This window comes from Kitasatospora sp. NPDC034023, assembly GCF_055575795.1.
This window is the reverse complement of record NZ_JBVIRY010000045.1, coordinates 1-18,398: the sequence shown is the minus strand read 5'-3', so window position 1 is coordinate 18,398 and position 18,398 is coordinate 1. Positions and strand designations below refer to the sequence as shown.

The 18,398-nt window shown below is 68.8% G+C and carries 14 protein-coding genes and 1 tRNA gene; 11 read left to right on the top strand and 4 right to left on the bottom strand.

What is annotated here, in order from left to right; translation table 11 throughout:
- Positions 1-52 precede the first annotated feature (52 nt).
- From ACZ52R_RS37975 to ACZ52R_RS37945, 7 genes are all read left to right on the top strand, one after another.
- Positions 53-664 carry an alpha-ketoglutarate-dependent dioxygenase AlkB gene (locus ACZ52R_RS37975; protein ID WP_465755051.1) on the top strand — a complete coding sequence of 204 codons (612 nt, stop codon included), beginning with the start codon at positions 53-55 and terminating at the stop codon, positions 662-664.
- Between the two features lie 214 nt (positions 665-878).
- Positions 879-1,748: an acyl-CoA thioesterase II gene (tesB, locus tag ACZ52R_RS37970; RefSeq protein WP_465623796.1), complete on the top strand. Its 870-nt coding sequence runs from the start codon at positions 879-881 to the stop codon at positions 1,746-1,748.
- A gap of 229 nt (positions 1,749-1,977) precedes the next feature.
- The gene (locus ACZ52R_RS37965; protein WP_465623794.1) at positions 1,978-2,766 is read left to right on the top strand and encodes a DUF1684 domain-containing protein; all 789 of its coding nucleotides are present in this window, start codon (positions 1,978-1,980) and stop codon (positions 2,764-2,766) included.
- Between the two features lie 260 nt (positions 2,767-3,026).
- Entirely contained in the window at positions 3,027-4,316 is a 1,290-nt protein-coding gene (locus tag ACZ52R_RS37960; RefSeq protein ID WP_465755048.1) for an MFS transporter, read from the top strand.
- Between the two features lie 137 nt (positions 4,317-4,453).
- Positions 4,454-4,527: transfer RNA gene (locus tag ACZ52R_RS37955), tRNA-Pro, on the top strand.
- Positions 4,528-5,290: 763 nt separating this feature from the next.
- A complete protein-coding gene (locus tag ACZ52R_RS37950) occupies positions 5,291-6,013 on the top strand; it encodes an NUDIX domain-containing protein (RefSeq protein WP_465755047.1) in 723 nt (240 codons plus the stop codon).
- Positions 6,010-6,495: an NUDIX domain-containing protein gene (locus ACZ52R_RS37945; protein WP_465755046.1), complete on the top strand. Its 486-nt coding sequence runs from the start codon at positions 6,010-6,012 to the stop codon at positions 6,493-6,495. The genes ACZ52R_RS37950 and ACZ52R_RS37945 overlap by 4 nt, the downstream gene beginning before the upstream one ends.
- A 266-nt stretch (positions 6,496-6,761) precedes the next feature.
- Here the strand turns inward: ACZ52R_RS37945 and ACZ52R_RS37940 are convergent, their stop codons facing one another.
- The 3 genes from ACZ52R_RS37940 to ACZ52R_RS37930 form a co-directional block, all read right to left on the bottom strand.
- Complete coding sequence (locus ACZ52R_RS37940; RefSeq protein WP_465755045.1) at positions 6,762-8,033, bottom strand: tyrosine-type recombinase/integrase; 1,272 nt, start codon at positions 8,031-8,033, stop codon at positions 6,762-6,764.
- 1 nt (position 8,034) lies between these two features.
- Positions 8,035-8,343 carry a helix-turn-helix transcriptional regulator gene (locus ACZ52R_RS37935; RefSeq protein ID WP_465755044.1) on the bottom strand — a complete coding sequence of 103 codons (309 nt, stop codon included), beginning with the start codon at positions 8,341-8,343 and terminating at the stop codon, positions 8,035-8,037.
- 887 nt (positions 8,344-9,230) lie between these two features.
- Positions 9,231-11,522, bottom strand: a complete 2,292-nt coding sequence (locus ACZ52R_RS37930; RefSeq protein WP_465755043.1) for a hypothetical protein — start codon at positions 11,520-11,522, stop codon at positions 9,231-9,233.
- Between the two features lie 843 nt (positions 11,523-12,365).
- On the opposite strand from ACZ52R_RS37930, the gene ACZ52R_RS37925 reads away from it, so the two are divergent.
- The 3 genes from ACZ52R_RS37925 to ACZ52R_RS37915 all read left to right on the top strand — a co-directional run bounded on the left by ACZ52R_RS37925 (position 12,366) and on the right by ACZ52R_RS37915 (position 15,444).
- A complete protein-coding gene (locus ACZ52R_RS37925; protein ID WP_465755042.1) occupies positions 12,366-12,596 on the top strand; it encodes a helix-turn-helix domain-containing protein in 231 nt (76 codons plus the stop codon).
- A 72-nt stretch (positions 12,597-12,668) separates the two neighbouring features.
- Positions 12,669-13,817: a hypothetical protein gene (locus ACZ52R_RS37920; RefSeq protein ID WP_465755041.1), complete on the top strand. Its 1,149-nt coding sequence runs from the start codon at positions 12,669-12,671 to the stop codon at positions 13,815-13,817.
- Positions 13,818-14,262: 445 nt separating this feature from the next.
- Positions 14,263-15,444, top strand: coding sequence for an AAA family ATPase (locus ACZ52R_RS37915; protein ID WP_465755040.1), 1,182 nt, complete (start codon positions 14,263-14,265; stop codon positions 15,442-15,444).
- Between the two features lie 43 nt (positions 15,445-15,487).
- On the opposite strand, the gene ACZ52R_RS37910 is transcribed toward ACZ52R_RS37915, so the two are convergent.
- A complete protein-coding gene (locus ACZ52R_RS37910) occupies positions 15,488-15,991 on the bottom strand; it encodes a hypothetical protein (RefSeq protein ID WP_465755039.1) in 504 nt (167 codons plus the stop codon).
- Between the two features lie 188 nt (positions 15,992-16,179).
- On the opposite strand from ACZ52R_RS37910, the gene ACZ52R_RS37905 reads away from it, so the two are divergent.
- A complete protein-coding gene (locus ACZ52R_RS37905) occupies positions 16,180-17,886 on the top strand; it encodes a DEAD/DEAH box helicase family protein (RefSeq protein WP_465755038.1) in 1,707 nt (568 codons plus the stop codon).
- Positions 17,887-18,398: the final 512 nt, after the last annotated feature.

The following is an 18,398-nucleotide window of genomic DNA, read 5'->3' as shown; positions in this document are numbered from 1 at the left end:
GACTTCCGGGACCGGCGCGCGTGCGCGCCTCGAGCCCGCTCCCGGCGCCGTCCTGCTCCCCGGCTGGCTGGACCTCGACGCGCAGCTGCGCCTGATCGCCGCCTGCCGGGAGTGGGCCCGCCCGCCGGCCGGTCTGCACACGGTGCGGATGCCCACCGGCGGGATGATGTCCGTACGGATGGTGAGCCTCGGGTGGCACTGGTACCCCTACGGGTACCGGCGGGTCGCCGAGGACGGCGCGCCCGTCAAGCCGTTCCCGCCCGAGCTGGGCAGCCTCGCCCGCCGGGCCGTCGCCCGGGCGTACGGAGAGGTGCTGCCGGAGATCGCGGGCGCCGCGTCGTACGAGCCGGACGTCGCGATCGTCAACCACTACCCGCACGGCGCCAAGATGGGCCTCCACCAGGACCGCGACGAGCGGAAGGACGCGCCCGTGGTCTCGCTCTCGCTCGGCGACCGCTGCGTCTTCCGGCTCGGGAACACCGAGACCAGGACCCGGCCGTGGACCGACCTGGAGCTGCGCAGCGGGGACCTGCTGGTGTTCGGCGGCCCGGCCCGGTTCGCGTACCACGGAGTGGTGCGCACGCTGCCGGGGACGGCGGAGCCGGAGCTGGGGTTGGTGGGGCGGCTCAACATCACGGTGCGGGAGTCGGGGCTGGGGGCGTAGGGGCGCGGCGGGGCTGGGGCGTAGGGACGCGTGCCCGGGAGGGATCGGGCGGTTTCCGTCAGCTGTTCGTCGACTCGTTTACTCGTTCGAGTGAAATGGAGACTTGGACACGGTGAGCGGGAATGACCCGGGTCGCCGGAGAATTCGAGTGAGCTGGAGAATTCGATCGGAGTCCGCATCCGGAAGGATCGGAGTCCGGAGAGGAAGCGTGCTCATGGGTACCCCCGTCGACGACCTTGTCGATCTGCTCGACCTCGAGCAGATCGAACTGAACATCTTCCGCGGGCGCAGCCCCGAGGAGGCACTGCAGCGTACGTTCGGCGGCCAGGTCGCCGGGCAGGCGCTGGTGGCGGCGGGCCGCACGGTGGAGGACGAACGCCCCGTCCACTCACTGCACGCCTACTTCCTGCGCCCCGGGGTGCCCGGTGTGCCGATCGTCTACCAGGTCGACCGGATCCGGGACGGCCGCTCCTTCACCACCCGCCGGGTGCTCGCCATCCAGGGCGGCCGGTCGATCTTCGCGCTCACCGCCGACTTCCACAGACCCGAGGAGGGCGGCATCGAGCACCAGTACCCGATGCCGGAGGTCGCCGCCCCCGAGGACCTGCCCAGCGCCCTGCAGGAGGTCGGTTCCCGGCTCGGCGAACTGCCCCCGTTCATCAGCCGCCGCCAACCCTTCGACGTCCGCTACGTCGACCGGCTGCGCTGGACCAAGGAGGAACTGGTCGGCGTCGAGGCACGCAGCGGCGTCTGGCTGCGCACCAACGGCCCGCTGCCGGACGACCCGCTGATCCACGTCTGCGCCCTCACCTACGCCAGCGACATGACGCTGCTGGACGCCGTCCGCGCCCCCGTCGAGCCGCTGTGGGGCGAGCGGCACTTCGACATGGCCTCGCTGGACCACGCGATGTGGTTCCACCAGCCGTTCCGGGCGGACGACTGGCTGCTGTACCAGCAGGAATCCCCGATCGCACACGGCGCGCGCGGCCTGGCGCGCGGGCAGATCTTCGACCGGAACGGGCAACTGGTGGTGTCCGTGATGCAGGAGGGGCTGTTCCGGCCGCTGCAGCGCCGGGACGGGTAGGCGTCGTGTGATCCGTGATCCGTGATCCGTGCTTCGCGACCCGTGATCCGTCATCGTGATCCGTGGTGTGTGTTCCGAGTTGTGCGGTGTCTCGGTGCGTCGCCGCCGTGTTGCGTTTCGGCGGCTTCGGACCGGTGGGAATGATCCGTCCGAGCGGGCGGTGTTGTGGATGAGGAGACGGGCGGCCCGAACGGCGGGCCGTCCGCGGACCGACCGGGAGGGTGGACCGATGACGGCGACGGCCGCGGAGGACTGGAAGCACTGGAGCGACGGGCGGGCGGCGTCCGTGAGCTCGCCGCACGGCCAGCTCGCACTCACCGGCACGCACTGGCTGGAGCCCGAGCCCGCCGAGATCCCCGGCCTGCCCGGGCACTGGTGGGCCGACACCGAAGGCGTCCGGGGCCGGGCGAAGGCGGGCGACGGCATCACCGTCACGGGCACGGACGGGCCGGTGGACGGCGAGCTGCTGCTGCGCCCGGACAGCGACCCGGCTGCCGACACCGCGACCCTGGGCGACCTGCTGCTCGTCCCGATCGAGCGTGAAGGCGAACTGGCCCTGCGGGTCTTCGACCCGGCGGCGCCGCGCCGGGCCGCCTTCGCCGGCATCTCCGCCTACGCGTACGCGCCCGAGTGGGCCGTGCCCGCGATCTTCACCCCGTTCGACGACGAGGCCCGGTCGGTCGTGGTCCCGAACGCGGACGGCAAGGAGCGTCCACTGGCCGTCACCGGGCAGATCGCCTTCACCGTGGCCGGCGAGCACCGCACGCTGACCGTCAGCCGGTCGGGCAACCGCCTCAGCGGTGTGATCGCGGACGCGGGCAGCGGCATCGACAGCTACCGCTTCCGCTTCATCACGCTGCCGGCGCCGGACGCCGACGGCCGTACGGTCCTCGACCTCAACCGGGCCTACCTGCCGCCATGCGCCTTCTCGGACCACTTCATCTGCCCGTTCCCGCCGCCGGGCAACCGGCTGGACTTCGCGGTGGAGGCGGGGGAGAAGCAGGTGCTGAGCCGGTAGACCGGCGGGTGCGACCGTGGGCTCGTGGCGACGGGTGCGCGGCAACGGGGGCCGGTCGGCTCAGCGGTGTCGAGGGCGGGCCCCGGTGCGGGGGCAGCCGGGGGCGGGGCGGAGCATGGAGGACTATGTCGAACGATCAACATTCCATCTCCGCCGCGTCGGCGGACGCTCCGCCCGCCGCCGAGCCCGCGCCTGACCCGGCGGGCGGCGCATCGGCACCCGTCGCTGCGGCCGCCGGCGCCGCAGCCGCAGGTGCCGCGATGTCCGACGCCGTGGCCGCCGGCGACCTGCCGGCGGACCCGGTGGCCACCGCCGCGCCGTGGTACCGGCGGGCGTTCGCCGACCTCAGCCCGCTGCGCGACCACGTCGACTACCGCCGGGTCTGGCTCGGCCAGGCCGTCTCCTCCATAGGCCAGCAGATGACGGCCGTCGCCGTCTCCGTCCAGGTCTACGAGCTGACCGGCTCCGCCTTCGCGACCGGCCTGGTCGGCATCTTCTCCCTCGTCCCGCTGGTCGCCTTCGGCCTCTACGGCGGCGCCATCGCCGACACCGTCGACCGGCGCAGGCTGGGTCTGATCGGCTCGGGCGGCCTGGCGGTCGTCTCCGCGATCCTCGCCGCGCAGGCCCTGGCCGGCCTCGGCCTGGTCACCGTCCTCTACGCGGCCGTCGCCGTCCAGGCCGGGTTCTTCGCCCTCAGCTCACCCGCCCGCTCCGCGATGATCCCCCGGCTGGTGCCCACCCACCAGCTCCCGGCCGCGAACGCCCTGAACACCGTCAGCATGAACCTCGGCCTCACCATCGGCCCGATGCTCGGTGGCGTCCTCATCGGCGTGTACGGGGCCCAGGCCGCCTACCTGCTCGACACCGTCGCCTTCACCGGCACCCTCTACGCGATGTGGCGCCTACCCGCCATGCGCCCGCTCGGCGACCGCAAGGGCCGCGCCTCCGTCCTCGACGGCCTCCGCTTCCTGCGCGAGCAACCCAACCTGCGCACCAGCTTCCTCGCCGACCTGGCCGCCATGGTCTTCGGCATGCCGCGCGCCCTCTTCCCCGCCATCGCGGTCACCTTCTACGACGGCGACGCCAGCACCGTCGGCCTGCTGGTCTCCGCCCCGGCCGTCGGCGCCCTGATCGGCGCGCTCTTCTCCGGCTGGGTCAGCCGCGTAAACCGCCAAGGCGTCGCCGTCCTCGCCGCCGTCGTCGCGTGGGGCCTCGCCATCGCCGTCTTCGGCGTCCTCCACAACCTCTGGCTCGGCCTCCTGCTGCTCGCCGTCGCGGGCTGCGCCGACACCATCAGCATGATCTTCCGCAACACGATGATGCAGGTCGCCGCCCCGGACGAGATGCGCGGCCGCCTCCAAGGGATCTTCATCGTCGTCGTGGCCGGCGGCCCCCGCCTCGGTGACTTCGAATCCGGCACCGTCGCCGCCCTCACCAACCCCGCCACCTCCGTGATCAGCGGCGGCCTCGCCTGTGTCGCCGCCGTGCTCCTCCTCGCCGCCCGCCGCCCCGCCTTCCTCGCCTACGACGCCCGCCACCCGACCCCCTGACCCACCCCACCCCTCAAACCTGGCAGCGAGCACCCCCCGACGTGCTGTATTGTTTTCCACGTCGCCGGGACAACCGGAGACAAGGTCGAGAAGCCCACAGCAGAGCCCCCCAGGCCCCGCTGCAGGCACCGAGACCACGGGACGTGGCGCAGCTTGGTAGCGCACTTGACTGGGGGTCAAGGGGTCGCAGGTTCAAATCCTGTCGTCCCGACGTGAGTCGGAAAGGCCGTTGACCGGGAGAAATCCCAGGTCAGCGGCCTTTTGCATGACGTTCCATCAGTAGAGCGGGCCGCCCGCGAAGACTCCTAAACGATCTTGCTGGGGACCGCGCAGGGACCAGCACCTGCCACATGCCTCTCGCGAGGTCGGGCGAGGCGGCTAGGACACCCACCAACGGCTCACCTAAGAAACCGCCCCCCGAATTCCCTCGGCACATTCCTGAGGGTCGTCCCCCGGGAAAAGTCGCCGTCTGATCTGCCGCCTGACGCGACGTCGGTAACAGGGGCACACGCCCCGGATGCCGCCCTTCGAGGCGTGCGAATTACCCCACGAGGGCCGGTGCCCTGGCCGTGAATAGGCCACCCCTTCTCACGCTTGAATTGCGAGACCGCCCGCCCTTCGGAGGTCCCGCACGAGGCGAGCGGACCAGCGCCAGTCACGAGCTGCCGGGCGTCATCGAGGCCGGCCCAGACGCCCCAGGCGCGATTCCCGCCGCAGGGGCCGGCGGGCGGCGTACTTGTGGATTCGATGCCGGAGAACGTCGCACGATCCGGCCTCGACAGCGCGGGCATCCCGACGTCGCGCTGGGTGCCACTTCCACGACCAGGACGGCTGCCTGTTTCGCAGGCCTGTCGAGGGAGGGAGCAGGCGCCTGGGCTCCCCGGTCTGATCATCACCGCCGCGCCGGGGTTCGGGCCGTCGCTCATTCGAGTGAGCCACCGACAACTGCCCTGCGGAGACGACAGACTGTCCGGATGGACGACTTCAAGAGCGCCGACGCGATCATCACCACCAGCCGGAACGAAGTCCTGCTCCAGCTTCGGGACGATACGCCGGACATCTGCTGGCCCGCTCACTGGGTCGTCCCCGGCGGCCAGCGTGAGCCCGGCGAGACCCCGTACGAGACCGCCCGGCGGGAGCTGCGGGAGGAGACGGGGCTGGACGTCCCCGGTCTGCTGCCCTTCGACCCGGTTCCCTTCGACGGACACGACACCGTGAGCACGCGCTTCTTTCACGCGATCCGGGAGGTGGACCCCGCGGAACTGGTCCTCGGGGAGGGCCAGGAGCTGCGGCTCGTACCGCTGGCCGAGGTCCAGTCCATGAAGGTTCCTCCGGCGCTGAAGGACTACCTGCGGCAGCTGGAGGGGCATCTGCGGGTCGGCAAGCCGCGGGTGTGGGCGGCCGTCGACCGCATTCACCATGGCCTCGACGAGCACTGCGAGAGCCTGGGGCAGCCGCTGCTGACGATGCAGATGGTGAAGCTTCAGGAAGAGGTCGGCGAGGCGGCCCAAGCGCTTCTCGGAGTTCTCGGGACCAACCCCCGCAAGGGCCACAGCCACACCCTCGCGCAGCTCCAGGCCGAGCTGTGCGACGTCATCGTGGCCGGCATGGTCGCGCTGCGGGCGACGACATCGGACGCCGCGACGATGCTGTCCGACCACGTGGCTGACTGGAGCGCGAACGGGGACCGCACGTGACCATCGCCCCGAGCCACAGGTGGCTGTTCGACGGCTACCCTTACGCCTTCGGCTGGGCCTGCACCTACACCACCGACACGGCTGGGCGACCGATCCTGCTCAAGTCCCGCGACAAGGGCTGGCAGCTCCTGGCGGGCGGCATGCTTGACCCCGGCGAGACCCCGTGGGAGGCCGCGGTGCGCGAGACCAGGGAGGAGACCGGTCGCGTTCTCACCGGGGAGCCGAAGATCCTTGCCTCCGTGTTCCGGCCGCCGACGGAGAAGCTCCCCACCCGGTTCGGCTACATCTTTGACGGCGGCACGATGACGGACACGGAGATCGAGGCGATCGTCCTGGATCCGCAGGAGCACACCGACTACGCGGTCCGTAGCCTGCAGGAGTGGGAGCCGCTGGTGCCGACCGAGCAGTTCGAGCTGATCTCGCAGCTCGGCGCAGCCCGCCGCACCGGTGTTCCGCTGTACATCGCCGGGCCCGGCCTGTAGCTCCGCGAGTCGTCACCATCGACCGCAGGTGGGGCCGGCTGTCATACGGCACGACAGACAGGCACATGTTCCGCTGGCAATCGGCCGCTGGAACTGCCCACGATCACGACAACTCTGTGTCGAGTCCTCGCCGCAGGCGGTCGCCGTGTCGGCACCCATGCTGCTGGCGGCCACGCAAAATGGCCAGCCACACTGGCCACCTCAGCGTGACCGCCATTGCTCCGGCCGTGCCGAACCACCTGTTACGCGGGTGGGTATCGGCTGTTCTACTGGACCAGTCGTAGATGACGGACTGGGGCCTCGGCTGTGCTCGGGCTTGTGCTCATGGCATCGCGGAAGTCAGGTGCGGTTTGGCGGTCTGCTGCCAGGTGCTTGCTGAGGGTTCGACCAGCGTTTTCAATGGCGCTCTTATCCGGGTGGAGGTAGCGCTGGGTGGTGGTGATATGGCCGTGTCCGGCGATCTTCTGAAGGACGTGGATTGGAACGCCGGCGTCGGCTAGCCAGGTGAGACCGGTGTGCCGGAGGTCGTGGCGGCGCAGGTATTCGTAGCCGAGGCTGACGACGACTTCGTCCCAGTGGGTGGCGTCGCGGAGGATGGCTGTGGTGACGCGGCCGCCGCGTGGGCCGGTGAAGAGGCGGGCCATGGGGTCGTTGCCGACGACGCTCATGCGCCAGCTCACGAGGTCGCGGATCTCTTCGATGATGGGTACGGTGCGGCGGCGCTTGCCTTTGGTGCCTTTGTCGATGAGGCCGCCGGGGCCGGTGGTGGTTTGGCGGCAGAGGTCCCAGGTCCAGTCGAAGCGGTTGATGTCTTTGACGCGGACGCCGGAAACTTCGCCGATGCGGGCGGCGGTGCAGGCAGCGAAGCGGACGATGTCGCCCCAGCCGCGGTAGTGGTTGTGGGAGCGTTCGATGACGGCGTTGGCGAGTTCTTCGAGGGCGTCCCAGTCCTTGAGGGCGAGGGAGCGGGGGTCGTCGAGTTCGTCCTCGGCTTTCTTGTAGAGGCGTTGCCAGCCGCTCATGCGTGAGGGGTTGAAGTCGATGATGCCGTCGCGGACGGCTTGCTCCATGATGCGGACGAGTGGGGCGAGGCTGTTCTTGACGGAGGAGATGCTGAGCTCGTCGGCGATCCAGGAGTGCAGGGCACGGTCGGTGATGCCGTTGGTGATGTTGGTGACGGGTATGTGGCCGAGGGTCGGGACGACTCGGAGCTTCCAGCCTGCGGTGTAGGGGTCGAGGGTGGTGGTTTCGAGGCCGCGCATGGCCAAGTCCCAGTTCTCGTCGCCGTATTCGCTGAGGGTCATGGTGAGGGTATGGGGTGTGATGCCGCGTCCTGCGGCGCGCTCCATGCGGGCGATCCAGGCTTCTGCCTCCTCCTCCGTGGCGACGGAGGAGGAGAGCGATTTGCGGCCGTCACCGCCTGGGTCTGTCCAGCGCACGCGGGCGCGGTACTGGCGGGATGGTTGCCTGTCGGGGCGGTGCTCGATGTCGGTGGTGAGGTGAACACCCATGGGGATGAGCTGGGTGCGGTCGGACAATTTAGGCTGCCTTGGGTGGGACGGTGCGCCTCTGGGCGAGCCACACCTGGGTGTCGGGGATGCTGTAGAGGTAGAGCCGCGGCGCGATCTGCACGAAGGGTGGCCCCTGCGGGGGAGTAGCCGAGCGCCAGCGCCGCAGGGTCGAGGGATCGACGGTTAGCAGGGTCGCGAGTTCCTCGGTCGAGTACCAGCCGCTGTGCAGGAGGTCGAACTCGGGTGCAGGCTCGGCCTTAGGCTCGGGGTGGCCAGCGGCATCGGGGAGCAGTTCGGCAGGTCGAGTGCGGATGGACGTGTGGGACTGGGCAGGCATGGTCTCCCTCTGTGGGGGCGTGGGAGCCGCTAGGGCTCGGCTGGGCACGCCCACAGTCACCTGGCCACCTGGGCGGGCGGAACAGGCTTTGGCGTGCTGATTGAGGCAGACCGTACGCACGCAGTGGTCTTCAGAGCACGCTGAGATTCAGGGGGCACGCCGCGTCTGCCCTGTCGCTACACGTCCGCGGCTGCTCGCCCCTGCCACGTGAGCCACTGGAGTCTGCGCAGGTCACCGGGGCGTGGGCTCGCCCGATTTGGCGTAGCCGTGGCTGCCTAAATGGTGCAGGTCGCGGATGGCGGTCTTGCTAGGGGCGCGCAGCGATGTCGGCGGTCCGGGTGAATAGCGACGCCAGGTCCGAAGTCATGCGGGGTGGCTGCCGGCTGGGCCGCGCACCTAGCGACGCCCGGTGCCTAGTCGGGATGTCGCTGGGATCGGCGGCGCGGCCTGTCGAAGCCGCGTGGCCCCTCAGGCCTGAGACGGGGGAGCGAGCAGCGAGCGGAACTGTTGGTACCCGCGAGCGGCCGTGCGATTGCTGATGTTCCGGGCTAGCACCTCATGCAGCGGGCTCTGGAGGTCGGCGCCGAGGACCGCGCGGATAGCGGCTTCATGAGCACTGGGGATCCCGGGGTTCAGGGCTGGATCGTCCTCCTCCCCGACAGTCTCGACTGAGACGCCCGGTATGTCGGGTTAGTCTGCCTCGGCGAGACGGGAGCATCACCGGCATGGCCAGCACCACCAACCCCGAGCAGGACCCGGCACCCACGCCCGAAGCGGCGGACGTTGCACCCCTGGTCCGGCTCCGTACAGGAGGCCTGGCGATCGTCCCGGGCAGACGCGACGCCAAGCCGATCTTCGGTCGGGGCAACCCCGGTCTACCGGCACAGCTACTTCCCGCCAGGCCCCTCGAAGACGGTGTTGACGTCTCCGACCGCCCCTACGGAGTCTTCTCCAGGCACCTCGGAGAAGGCTTGTGCCAGCCGCTCCCACATCCGAGAACGGTCGGAACACAGGCGGCGCATCTCCTTCTGGCTCGACGTCTTGGGGAGCGGAAGCCGGATCGGCTCCTTGAGGTTCCCCTCGCTTCCGAGAAGCTCACCCAGTGCGCCCATCCTGTCCTTCCGGCTTTCGTGCACCGAGCGAACTGTTCGCTGGAATTCCCAGTGAGAATTATCCGGACCCTGGCGGCGGCGACGCGCTTCCCGAAGCTTCATTACTGGATCATCACCGTAGCTCGGACACGAATGATCAAACAGGAACGAGTTGTCCTGGGCTAAGTCGTGCATGGTCCTGATGAAATCGAACCTGGTCTGCCAGTGGTGCCGGTCGACGACGAAGTCACGAGCCATTTTCCAGGTGCGGCTCTCCTGTTCGCGCCATTGCGACAGCATCTCGCCGGCGTCGATGCGCGAGCTTGAAAGATCACGCTCACGACGTTCCCATATCTGAACCATCAGGCCTGCCACTTTTTCCACCAAATCGTGCTGGTATCTGATCAGCTCCAGATCGTGCACGTCGACCGGGCGAAGACACGCCGGGTTCTTGAGCGGGTAGTGCTCGTCCTCCCAGTCCACGAACGCAGTGAATGTTCGCAGGCCCGCGAGGTCCGGATCCTCTGCCACGATCCACGACCGCATCGAGGCGATGGAACTGCTGTCCGCACGCCGACACGCCTTGTCGAGGCAGTCCACGGCCCGCTCGGCCAGAGATTTCGCGTTTTCGTCCTCGTTTTCGCTCTCCACCCTGACCGGCTTGTCTTTGTCGAAAGGCAGGAGTCCAATAGCAAAAATACACGCAGAGTAGTAGAAGTCGTGCCATGGGCTCCGGTGCAGCGGCACGCCCCTGAACCAGGCGAGCCGTATCTCCCGATGGATGTGCTCTACGGTCATCGGCCATTTCCACTCTCGCCCGGCGACCTTTGTCAGCACTTGCGACGTGGACTTTCTCAACTTCGCCACGCGTGAACTACCGTAAACTCTGGCATATTTCAGCTCGCACAGTTCCCTATAGACCCCCAAATCCCTGCGAGCCGCCCGGGTCCAGCACCGTCGCGCCGGCGTCCATACCAGCATGAGTCTCAGAGCCACCCGCGACACGGTGCCCCCTGGAACTCTCCGGAAACGGTAGGCCCGACACAGGTCCTGCGCCTTTTTCTGCCCGACAAACTGAAGGAACTCCTGTACCAGGTACTTGTCGTACTTGCCCTTGGGCGTATTCGCGAAATCGCGATCCAATAGTTCCTTTACACCCGCCCTGCCTCCTGATCCAGCCTTCTCGCCATGATCCTTGAGGTACTCGGCAAAGTCGGATTCATGCTCCTTGAACATCTGCCGAATTCGGGTGCGTAGGTGCTGGAGCTCGGCATCTCGTTTACTCTCTCCGGACGGTTCCTTTTTGCATGAGCACCAATCACCGATCAGTTGCTCTCCCATGCCGAGCAGTATCGCTTGACGGTATCGCGCCGTGAGCAATGCTGCGTGCCACCAGTTCTTCCGGACCCCAATTTTGCGGAAATACGCCGGAGTTCCTTTTATCCACGCCAGGCGTCTGAGGTCCCGATCCAGCCCCAGCTTGATGATGTCCTGGTAGGTCATCAGTGCATCAAGACATAGACCGAGCTGCTCCTGAATGAACCCCACCTCAAGCCGAAGGAACGGGTTGTGAGGGTCCTGTGAAATTGCATCGAAGTACTTGCCGAGGGCCTCGTCGTAATGCCTGGAGAACTTGTACTTCTGCGCCTCCTGTACATCCCTGAACAGTCCGTGCGGGATGGCCAGGCCGTACCAGGCAGCCCAGGGCGGTTTTTCTACAAGCCGCGTCAGTGGAAGAATGAAAGCGCAGACCTCGTATGCCGCGCTCTTTATGGCGGCCTCAAATGTCGAGGCGGTGCAGGTGATTGATTGGCTGGCCCACTTGGGGAGTACGATGACTTGCACTGTCACGCTGCACGCGTTCTCCGGGCTACGGTAGAGCACTCCGTTGACCTGATAGGAGTAACTGACGTGAGTCGCGCTCAAGAGTTTCCCAAAGGCTGCCGCCAGACTGGCGGGTGAACTACCGGAGTCCAGCGCGGGGCTGTGCAGAACTTCCACAAAATCGATCTGCTGTGACCCTCCAGGCATCGGGGAAGGCGCCTCCAGGCTGACTTCCGCCAGAGCCTCGCGAAAGTTTGTCGTCAATCTCTCAACTTCGATCCTTGGGTCTTTGCCTTCGCTACTGAAGGTCGGTACCGAGATCGGCCCGGGAACTATCATTCTGCGACTAATTCGGAATCTTCGAAAACAGTAGCAAGCCCCAATCGCGAAAATTCCAACTATAAAGAATCGGAAAGGGTTGGAAACTTGCAGAGCCGTAACCCATACGTCGCCCTGCGCCCTTCGGGAATTCTGCCAGAACGCCGCTATTCCCCAAAGGGCGGCGGCTGCCGCGAATAAGAATCCACACAGCCAGCCGTACCCGCCGACGGCCGGCCTGGGGACCTTCACGCGGACCCACTGCCCGGGATTCTCTCTCCACCAAGACATAGGCACCCCAAGACCAAGGATTTGTTGAGCGATGAGGCTGCTATCTCCAACGTAGGCACCGTGTGCATCGCGTGCACCTTGCCCGGCATGGCGCCATACACACGTGCTCGAACTGGCCTGGGTCCTGGCCAGGTAGAGCGGGTTGCCGTACTGCAAGCCCTCCAGGGCCCTTCAGGCTGAAAATCTGCAAGTTGGTCCGCCTGGACGCGGATGGTCGGCGCGCGGGCAGGGGGGACGGCTGTGGACAAGCGTGGACCGATGGCGCCGCAACTGCACTGTCACCAGGCGCATTTCGGTAGGTGAAGGCACGCAGCACGGTGGCTGATCACACGTCAGTCGCTTGGCGCCAAGAACGCCATCTGCGGTTTGCATGCGCTGTGACCTGCCTGTATGTGGCCTGGCGTGTACCGCAGCGGCCGTCCGTGGCACATCCTGAGACGGGTGGGGCTGGAGGTGGACAGCGGGACGAAAGGGCCGGTCCTGAGTCAGGGTTCGGCCATGACGACGACAGACACCACTCCCGCCCTGCCGGACCCGCGGGTGCAGCCGACGATGACCGTGCCGGAGGCTGGCCGGTACTTCGGTCTCCAGAAGGCCGCGAGCTACAACGCGGCGCGGCGCGGTGAGATCCCGACGATCTCGGTTGGCCGGCGCCTGCTGGTGCCCACGGCCAAGTTGCGCGCCCTGCTCGGCATCGATGTGGCGACCACGACGGATGCGGCGGCCTGAGCGGCCCAGCCTTCCCCCGCGCCTTGCCGGACTGCGGCCCCGGCACCCAACCCCTGGTAGGAGATCACCCCCATGTCCTGGTTCGCCGTTGGCGACAGCACCGACGACCACTGCAAGACGCTGGCGGCAGGCAACGCAGCCCTCGGGCTGTGGGTGCGCTGCGGTGCCTACGCGAGCGCTCACCTGACCGACGGGGTGATTCCCGGCGCGGTGGCCGCCAAGAACGGGACCGCGACGCAGATCCGCAAGCTCGTGGCGTCGGGCCTGTGGCACGCCGCTCGGCACTCCTGTCTGAAGTGCCCGCAGGTGCGGGAGGGCGACTTCGTGATGCACGACTACCTGGACGCGAACCCCAGCCGGCGGCAGGTCCAGGAGCGCCGAAGGCGCGCGGCGGAGAAGAAGCGCCAGCAGCGAGGAGGCGGTTCCCCATCGGCGGAGGATGACGCGCCGCTGGATGATCTGCCGACCGGTCGCCGGTTCGGTGGCGGTGAAGATACAGGTCAGACGGTCGAGTCCCCTGGGGACGGTCACGGTCCTCGCGCGTGCCCGGCCCCTGCCCTCCCCTCCCGAAGGGAGGGGGCTGGTGTGGGTGTGTGGCCGGCAGGTAGTTGGGGGCCGGCGCGCCGGCGCCCGCTGCCGGAAGGCTTCGAACCGGACGAAGCGGCCCTGCTTTGGGCCGCTGCCGAAGGGCACACCGACCGCCTCGGCGGCCGGGCGGGCCTGGCGGCCACGACAGCGGCCTTCACGGACTGGCACCGGGGCCGGGGCACGCAAGGCGCGGACTGGCAGGCGCTGTGGCGCAAGTGGGTCAGGGAGCAGCGGGCGAACCCAGAAGCCCGGCCGGCGCAGGCGCCGGCGGCCGTGTCCCGTTCGGGCAGCCGCCGAGGCGTTGCGGACGCGGCGGCGGTCTCAGTTGCCGAGCGGCTGGCCGGCATCGAGGAGCAGGTGGCGAAGGACCAGGGGCCAGCGGTCGCCGGGCGGCGGGCCCTGACGCTGGTGGACACACCGCCATCCAGCGGGAAGAGCCGAGCGGCGTTGGCGATGCCGGGGCAGCACCCGTTGATGGCCGCGTTGCCCGGCGGCCGCCACGTGGCCGCAGATCCGGTGGACGTGGTGGCGGCGATCGCCGAGCACGGGCAGGCGAACGCGGTGGCGATGTACGGCTGGCGCCAGGTGGCTGCGCTTCTGGCTGTAGCGGATCCGGCGTCCGTCGGGTCGTAAAAGCTGCCGCGTCGAGGACTGGCGACGTGTCGCCGGTGCGGGCGGCCCGTGCACTGGAGCCTTACAGCGTCCGGAGCGCGGCTCGCCGTTGACCCGGAGCCGAGCGTGCAGGGCAACACCGCGGTCTACCGGGACGGGACGGGAACGATTCGCTCACGTCGCCCGACCTCGGAACTCCCGCTGATGTCCTACGAACGGCTTTACGCGCCGCACGTGGCAACCTGCCGGGCGCGCAACGGCGCGACGGCGTTGAGGTGGCGCCGATGAGCAGCAGGTTTGCCGAGCCCGTTGTGCGAAACAGCGCAACCTTGCGCATTCTGGTGCGTCTTGCAGGTAGGGCAGGTGATGGTCCGTCAGTGCCGACGGCCAGGGCGCGTAGCGCGCCGACTGCGGAGACGTAGCACCTAGAGGTGGATGCCGTTGGTGGACGGCGATCAAAGGAGGGGTGATTCAAGTGCCGGATGGCTCTTACGCGGTGGTGCAGGAGGCTCTGCGCCGCTGGGGGAACGTGAGGCTGACCGAGGGCGGGTGGCTGGCACGGTGCCCGGCGCACGACGATCGGCAGGGCTCGCTGCTGGTGCTCGCGGCGGGCGATGGCCGGGTGGAGCTGGACTGCTTGGGGGCGGGGTGCGACCCGCAGGACGTGGCGTCGGCCCTCCGCATCGGTGCGCAGTTCGTGGCGGTGCCTCCGCCGGCGTTCGGGCAGGGCCCCGGGTGGATCTGGCCAGGCTACGTGCCGTCCGCGGGCTTGACGTTGATCGACGGCGAGGAAGGGGTGAACACCCTGGCTCTGGCACTTGACCTGGCGGCCAGGGCATCGGCAGGCAGGGGACTGCCAGACGGTCAGCTTTGCCGGGGACGGAAGGTGGCGGTGCTGACAGCGCCGCATACCTCCGCTGCGGCGAGGCGGCTTCTTGCGGCGTCGGGAGCATCCGAAGAGCTGGCGGAGGTGCTCGAGGTGCTGGGCGGGAGGGGTGGTCGGCGCGGGTTGCGGCTGCCGGCGGACCTTCCGGAGTTGGAGGCGCAGCTCACCGGGCGGGAGGTGGAGCTTGTCGTTGTGGACGTGATGCTGGTGTGCCCGTACCGCACGCCGGTAGAGCGGGCGCTGAGGGCGTTGGCGGAGCTGGCGGTCCGGCTGGGCACGGCGGTGCTGGCGGTGCGGGAGGCCTCCAAACGGGCGGGCTGGCTGGCGTCGCGCCGGGCGCAGGCAGCGGCGGTGTTGGCCAGCACGGCGGCGGTGCACATGGCGGTCAACGGTCCTGCAGGGTCGATGGCCCTGGTGCCGGTGGCCAGCGAGTCGTGGAAAGTCATGGGCGGCCTGGAGTTCCACCAGGCTGGCCGGAACCGGCCGATCGTGTGGAATAGCCGGTTTCCGCGTGGCACGTGTCGGGCGATCGAGGGCGCCGACCTGTGCCGGCGCCGCCCTGCCAGTGCCAGCGCCTACAGCTTTCTGCAGAACCTGCTCTCTGGGGGGCCAGCCCCGGCCAGGGAGGTGCTTACGGCGGCGGCGGCGATAGGACTTGCCCCTCGTACGGTCCAGCGGGCGCGCACGCAGCTGGGCGTTGTGGCGACCAAGACCTCCCGCGGTTGGGTCCTTTCCTTGCCGCCGCAGCACGTCGGCCGATGAGCGGCTGCCCGGCCCCTCGCCGAGGGGCCGGGCGCGCTGACCTCTAGCGGGTCGCCTGCGGGCTGGTGCCCGGCTGGGTCGGGCTGTGCGGGGCGCTCGGGCTCGGCGACAGGCTGGTGGTCGGGAACGGCACGGGCTGGGCGCTGGCCGATGCGGTGGCCGTGGGGCCGGTGACGACCTGGGTGGCGGTGACGGTCACCGTGACGGTCGGGGCGGGCTCGGTGACCGTCACGGTTGCGGCGGGCTGGGTCATGGTGATCGCGGCGGCCGGGCTGGGGTCGTCGGTGACGGGGACGGGGATGGGGCACGTGGTGAGGGACGGGGCCAGCGGTGCGGTCGAGGTGGCAGGGGCGGCCGGGACTGCGGGCCCGGTCGGCCCGGCGACGGGCTGGGCCGGGGCGGGGCTGAGGAAGACGGTCGTCGGGCTGGTGGGGGCGGCAGGGCTGATGGTCGAGTGGGAGGCGAGGGTGGTTCCGGTGGCGAAGGCGGCGACGACTGCGAGGGCAACGGCCGTGTGGCGGGCGGTGATCCGGCTGGTCAGGGCCATGGTTGGTCTCCTTGTGAGTGGGCCGGGGGTTCGCGGTCCCCGGCTGGCGGTACCAGCCTCGCAGATAACTGGACCCAGGTCTAGAAAACTTACCCAGGTAAATTCATCCGCTCGCAGACTCGACGCGACACACGGCGGATGCCCGGGCACCCTGGCTGGCCGATCACTCCCGACCCATGGGGGAGCACGTGAAGCAGCCCCTGCCAGCCCTGCCTGCACCCCGCCCCGGCAGGGAAGGCCGCCGCCTGTACGCCGACCTTGCCGCAGCACCCCCCGCCCTGCGGCGCAGGTTTTACGACGGCCTAACGGCGAAGGACTGGGGCCAGGTCCTCGCTGCCGCCAACGCGGCTGCGGGCACCCCGTACGCCCTGTGGGCCGACGACCCGGTTGGTTTCGTCGAAGACGTCCTCGGAGAAAGCCAGTGGAGCAGACAACGCGAAATCCTCGAGGCCTTGGTCCACAACCGCCGGGTGGCCGTGCCGAGCTGCTTCGGTTCCGGCAAGACGCACATCGCCGCCCGGGCCGCCGTGTGGAGCTCGGTCGTCCACCCCCCAGGTACGGCCCTGACGGTCACCACCGCCACCCGTGCCCGGCAGGTCCAGCGCCAGATGTGGCCGCACATCCGTCAGATCGTCGCCCGAGCCGGCCTGCCCGGCGAAGTGGGCGTCACCCAGTGGAAGATGCCCGACTCCCACGGCTCGGACGTGGTGGTGGCCTACGGGTTCTCCGCGCCCGACCACGACGAGTCCGCTGTCCAGGGCATCCACGCCCCGCGGCTGATGTTCATCGTGGACGAGGCCGGCGGCATCGGCCGGATCATCGGTGCCGCGATGCGCGGTGTCCTCACGGGCGAGCACACCCGGGCACTGCTGATCGGCAACCCGCCGACGGACGACGAGGGCAGTTGGTTCGAGCAAACCTGCGCGGACCCAGCCGTCCACGTTCTGCCGATCAGCGTCTACGACACCCCGTTGCTGTCCGGCGAGCGAACCCGCCGGTGCCGGTCCTGCCCTTCGCAGGCCCCCGCGCATCTGCTCGCATCCCACCTCGTCGACCCCGAGTGGGTGCAGGACACCATCCGGGACCACGGACCTGACGCACCGTTCGTCGCGGCGAAGGTGCACGCCCGCTTCCCGCGCGGCGGCCAGGCCCGCGCCATCCCGTCGTCCTGGGTAGAGGCCGCCGCCGATGCGGCCGAACCCGAAGGCGACAACTTCCGCGCTCTGGACAGCCTAGGGCTGGAAACCGAGCGGTCCGCCCACCGAGTGAAGGCTGGCGCGTGGGTGCGTCTTGGCGTCGACGTCGCAGCCGGCGGCGGCGACGAGATGGTGATCGCCCGCTCGGTCGGCGACCTCGTAGAGCTGCGCCACGCCACGGCTGGCCAGGACAACGCTGACCCCGTCGCGGTCGCCGGCGTCGTGCTGCGCGAGATCCTGGCGGCTCAGGTCCTCGCGCAAGCGATCGGCACCCAGCTCCCGGTTCGGGTCAAGGTCGATGGTGTTGGGGTCGGCTGGGGTGTGGCCGGTCTCCTGGAGGCATGGCGGCGGGAAGGGCTGCACGAGGCGGAGATCGTCTCGGTCGTCGTCAGTGAGGCACCGGGCCGGGACGACGAGGCGGCGACGCTGCGCCCTGCGACCCAGCGCGATGAGATGTGGCTGGCGACCCGGGCGCTGGTCTCGCCCGCCGCATCGGCGCTACGCCTGCGCGTGGACCGGCGAACTCAGGCCCAGCTGTCCGCGCCCAAGCTCGGCACGAGCGCGACCGGGCGGACGGTGATCGAGTCCAAGCGGTCGATGAAGGCGAGAGGGGTGAGTTCTCCGGACCGGGCGGAGGCCCTGCTGCTGGCTCTGTACGAGCCGCAGGCGCGTCGCCGAAGGGTCCGACTTGTCGCATAGGACACCTATGGAATGCATGCCGGGAGTTGTTAGACGACGCATCTAATGCGCGCATACAGATCCCACCTGTTAGACGGGGGACGAACCCAAAGGTTGTATATCAAGCCATGTGATGGACATCACATTAAAAGAAGTGGCGGGGGCGGCATTGTCGGTTATTGAATCTTGGACGGGCCGTACTGCATATGCCAGACGGCGTCGGGGGATGCAGGAGTCTTGTTGGCGGGGGCGTGTCAAATGTCTGGACCACGCTCGCCGTACTCCTCTATTTCTCCTTACTCGGATAACTAGGTCGAGACGGGAGTGCTTCCCACCCCACGTCGGAAGCGCTTTCGCCCCTGGCGAGAAAAGGACGAATCAGTGCTCACAAATCAGTTCATGCGCTACGAGGCCTGCCCCCGCCAGGCCGCTCGGAAAGCAGGGCTGATGCGTTCTCAGCTGGCGGGATGGACCGATTCGTCGGCTCTGGTGCCTGATGGGTGGTTTGCCGGAGTGGAAGCAAGAGACGCGAC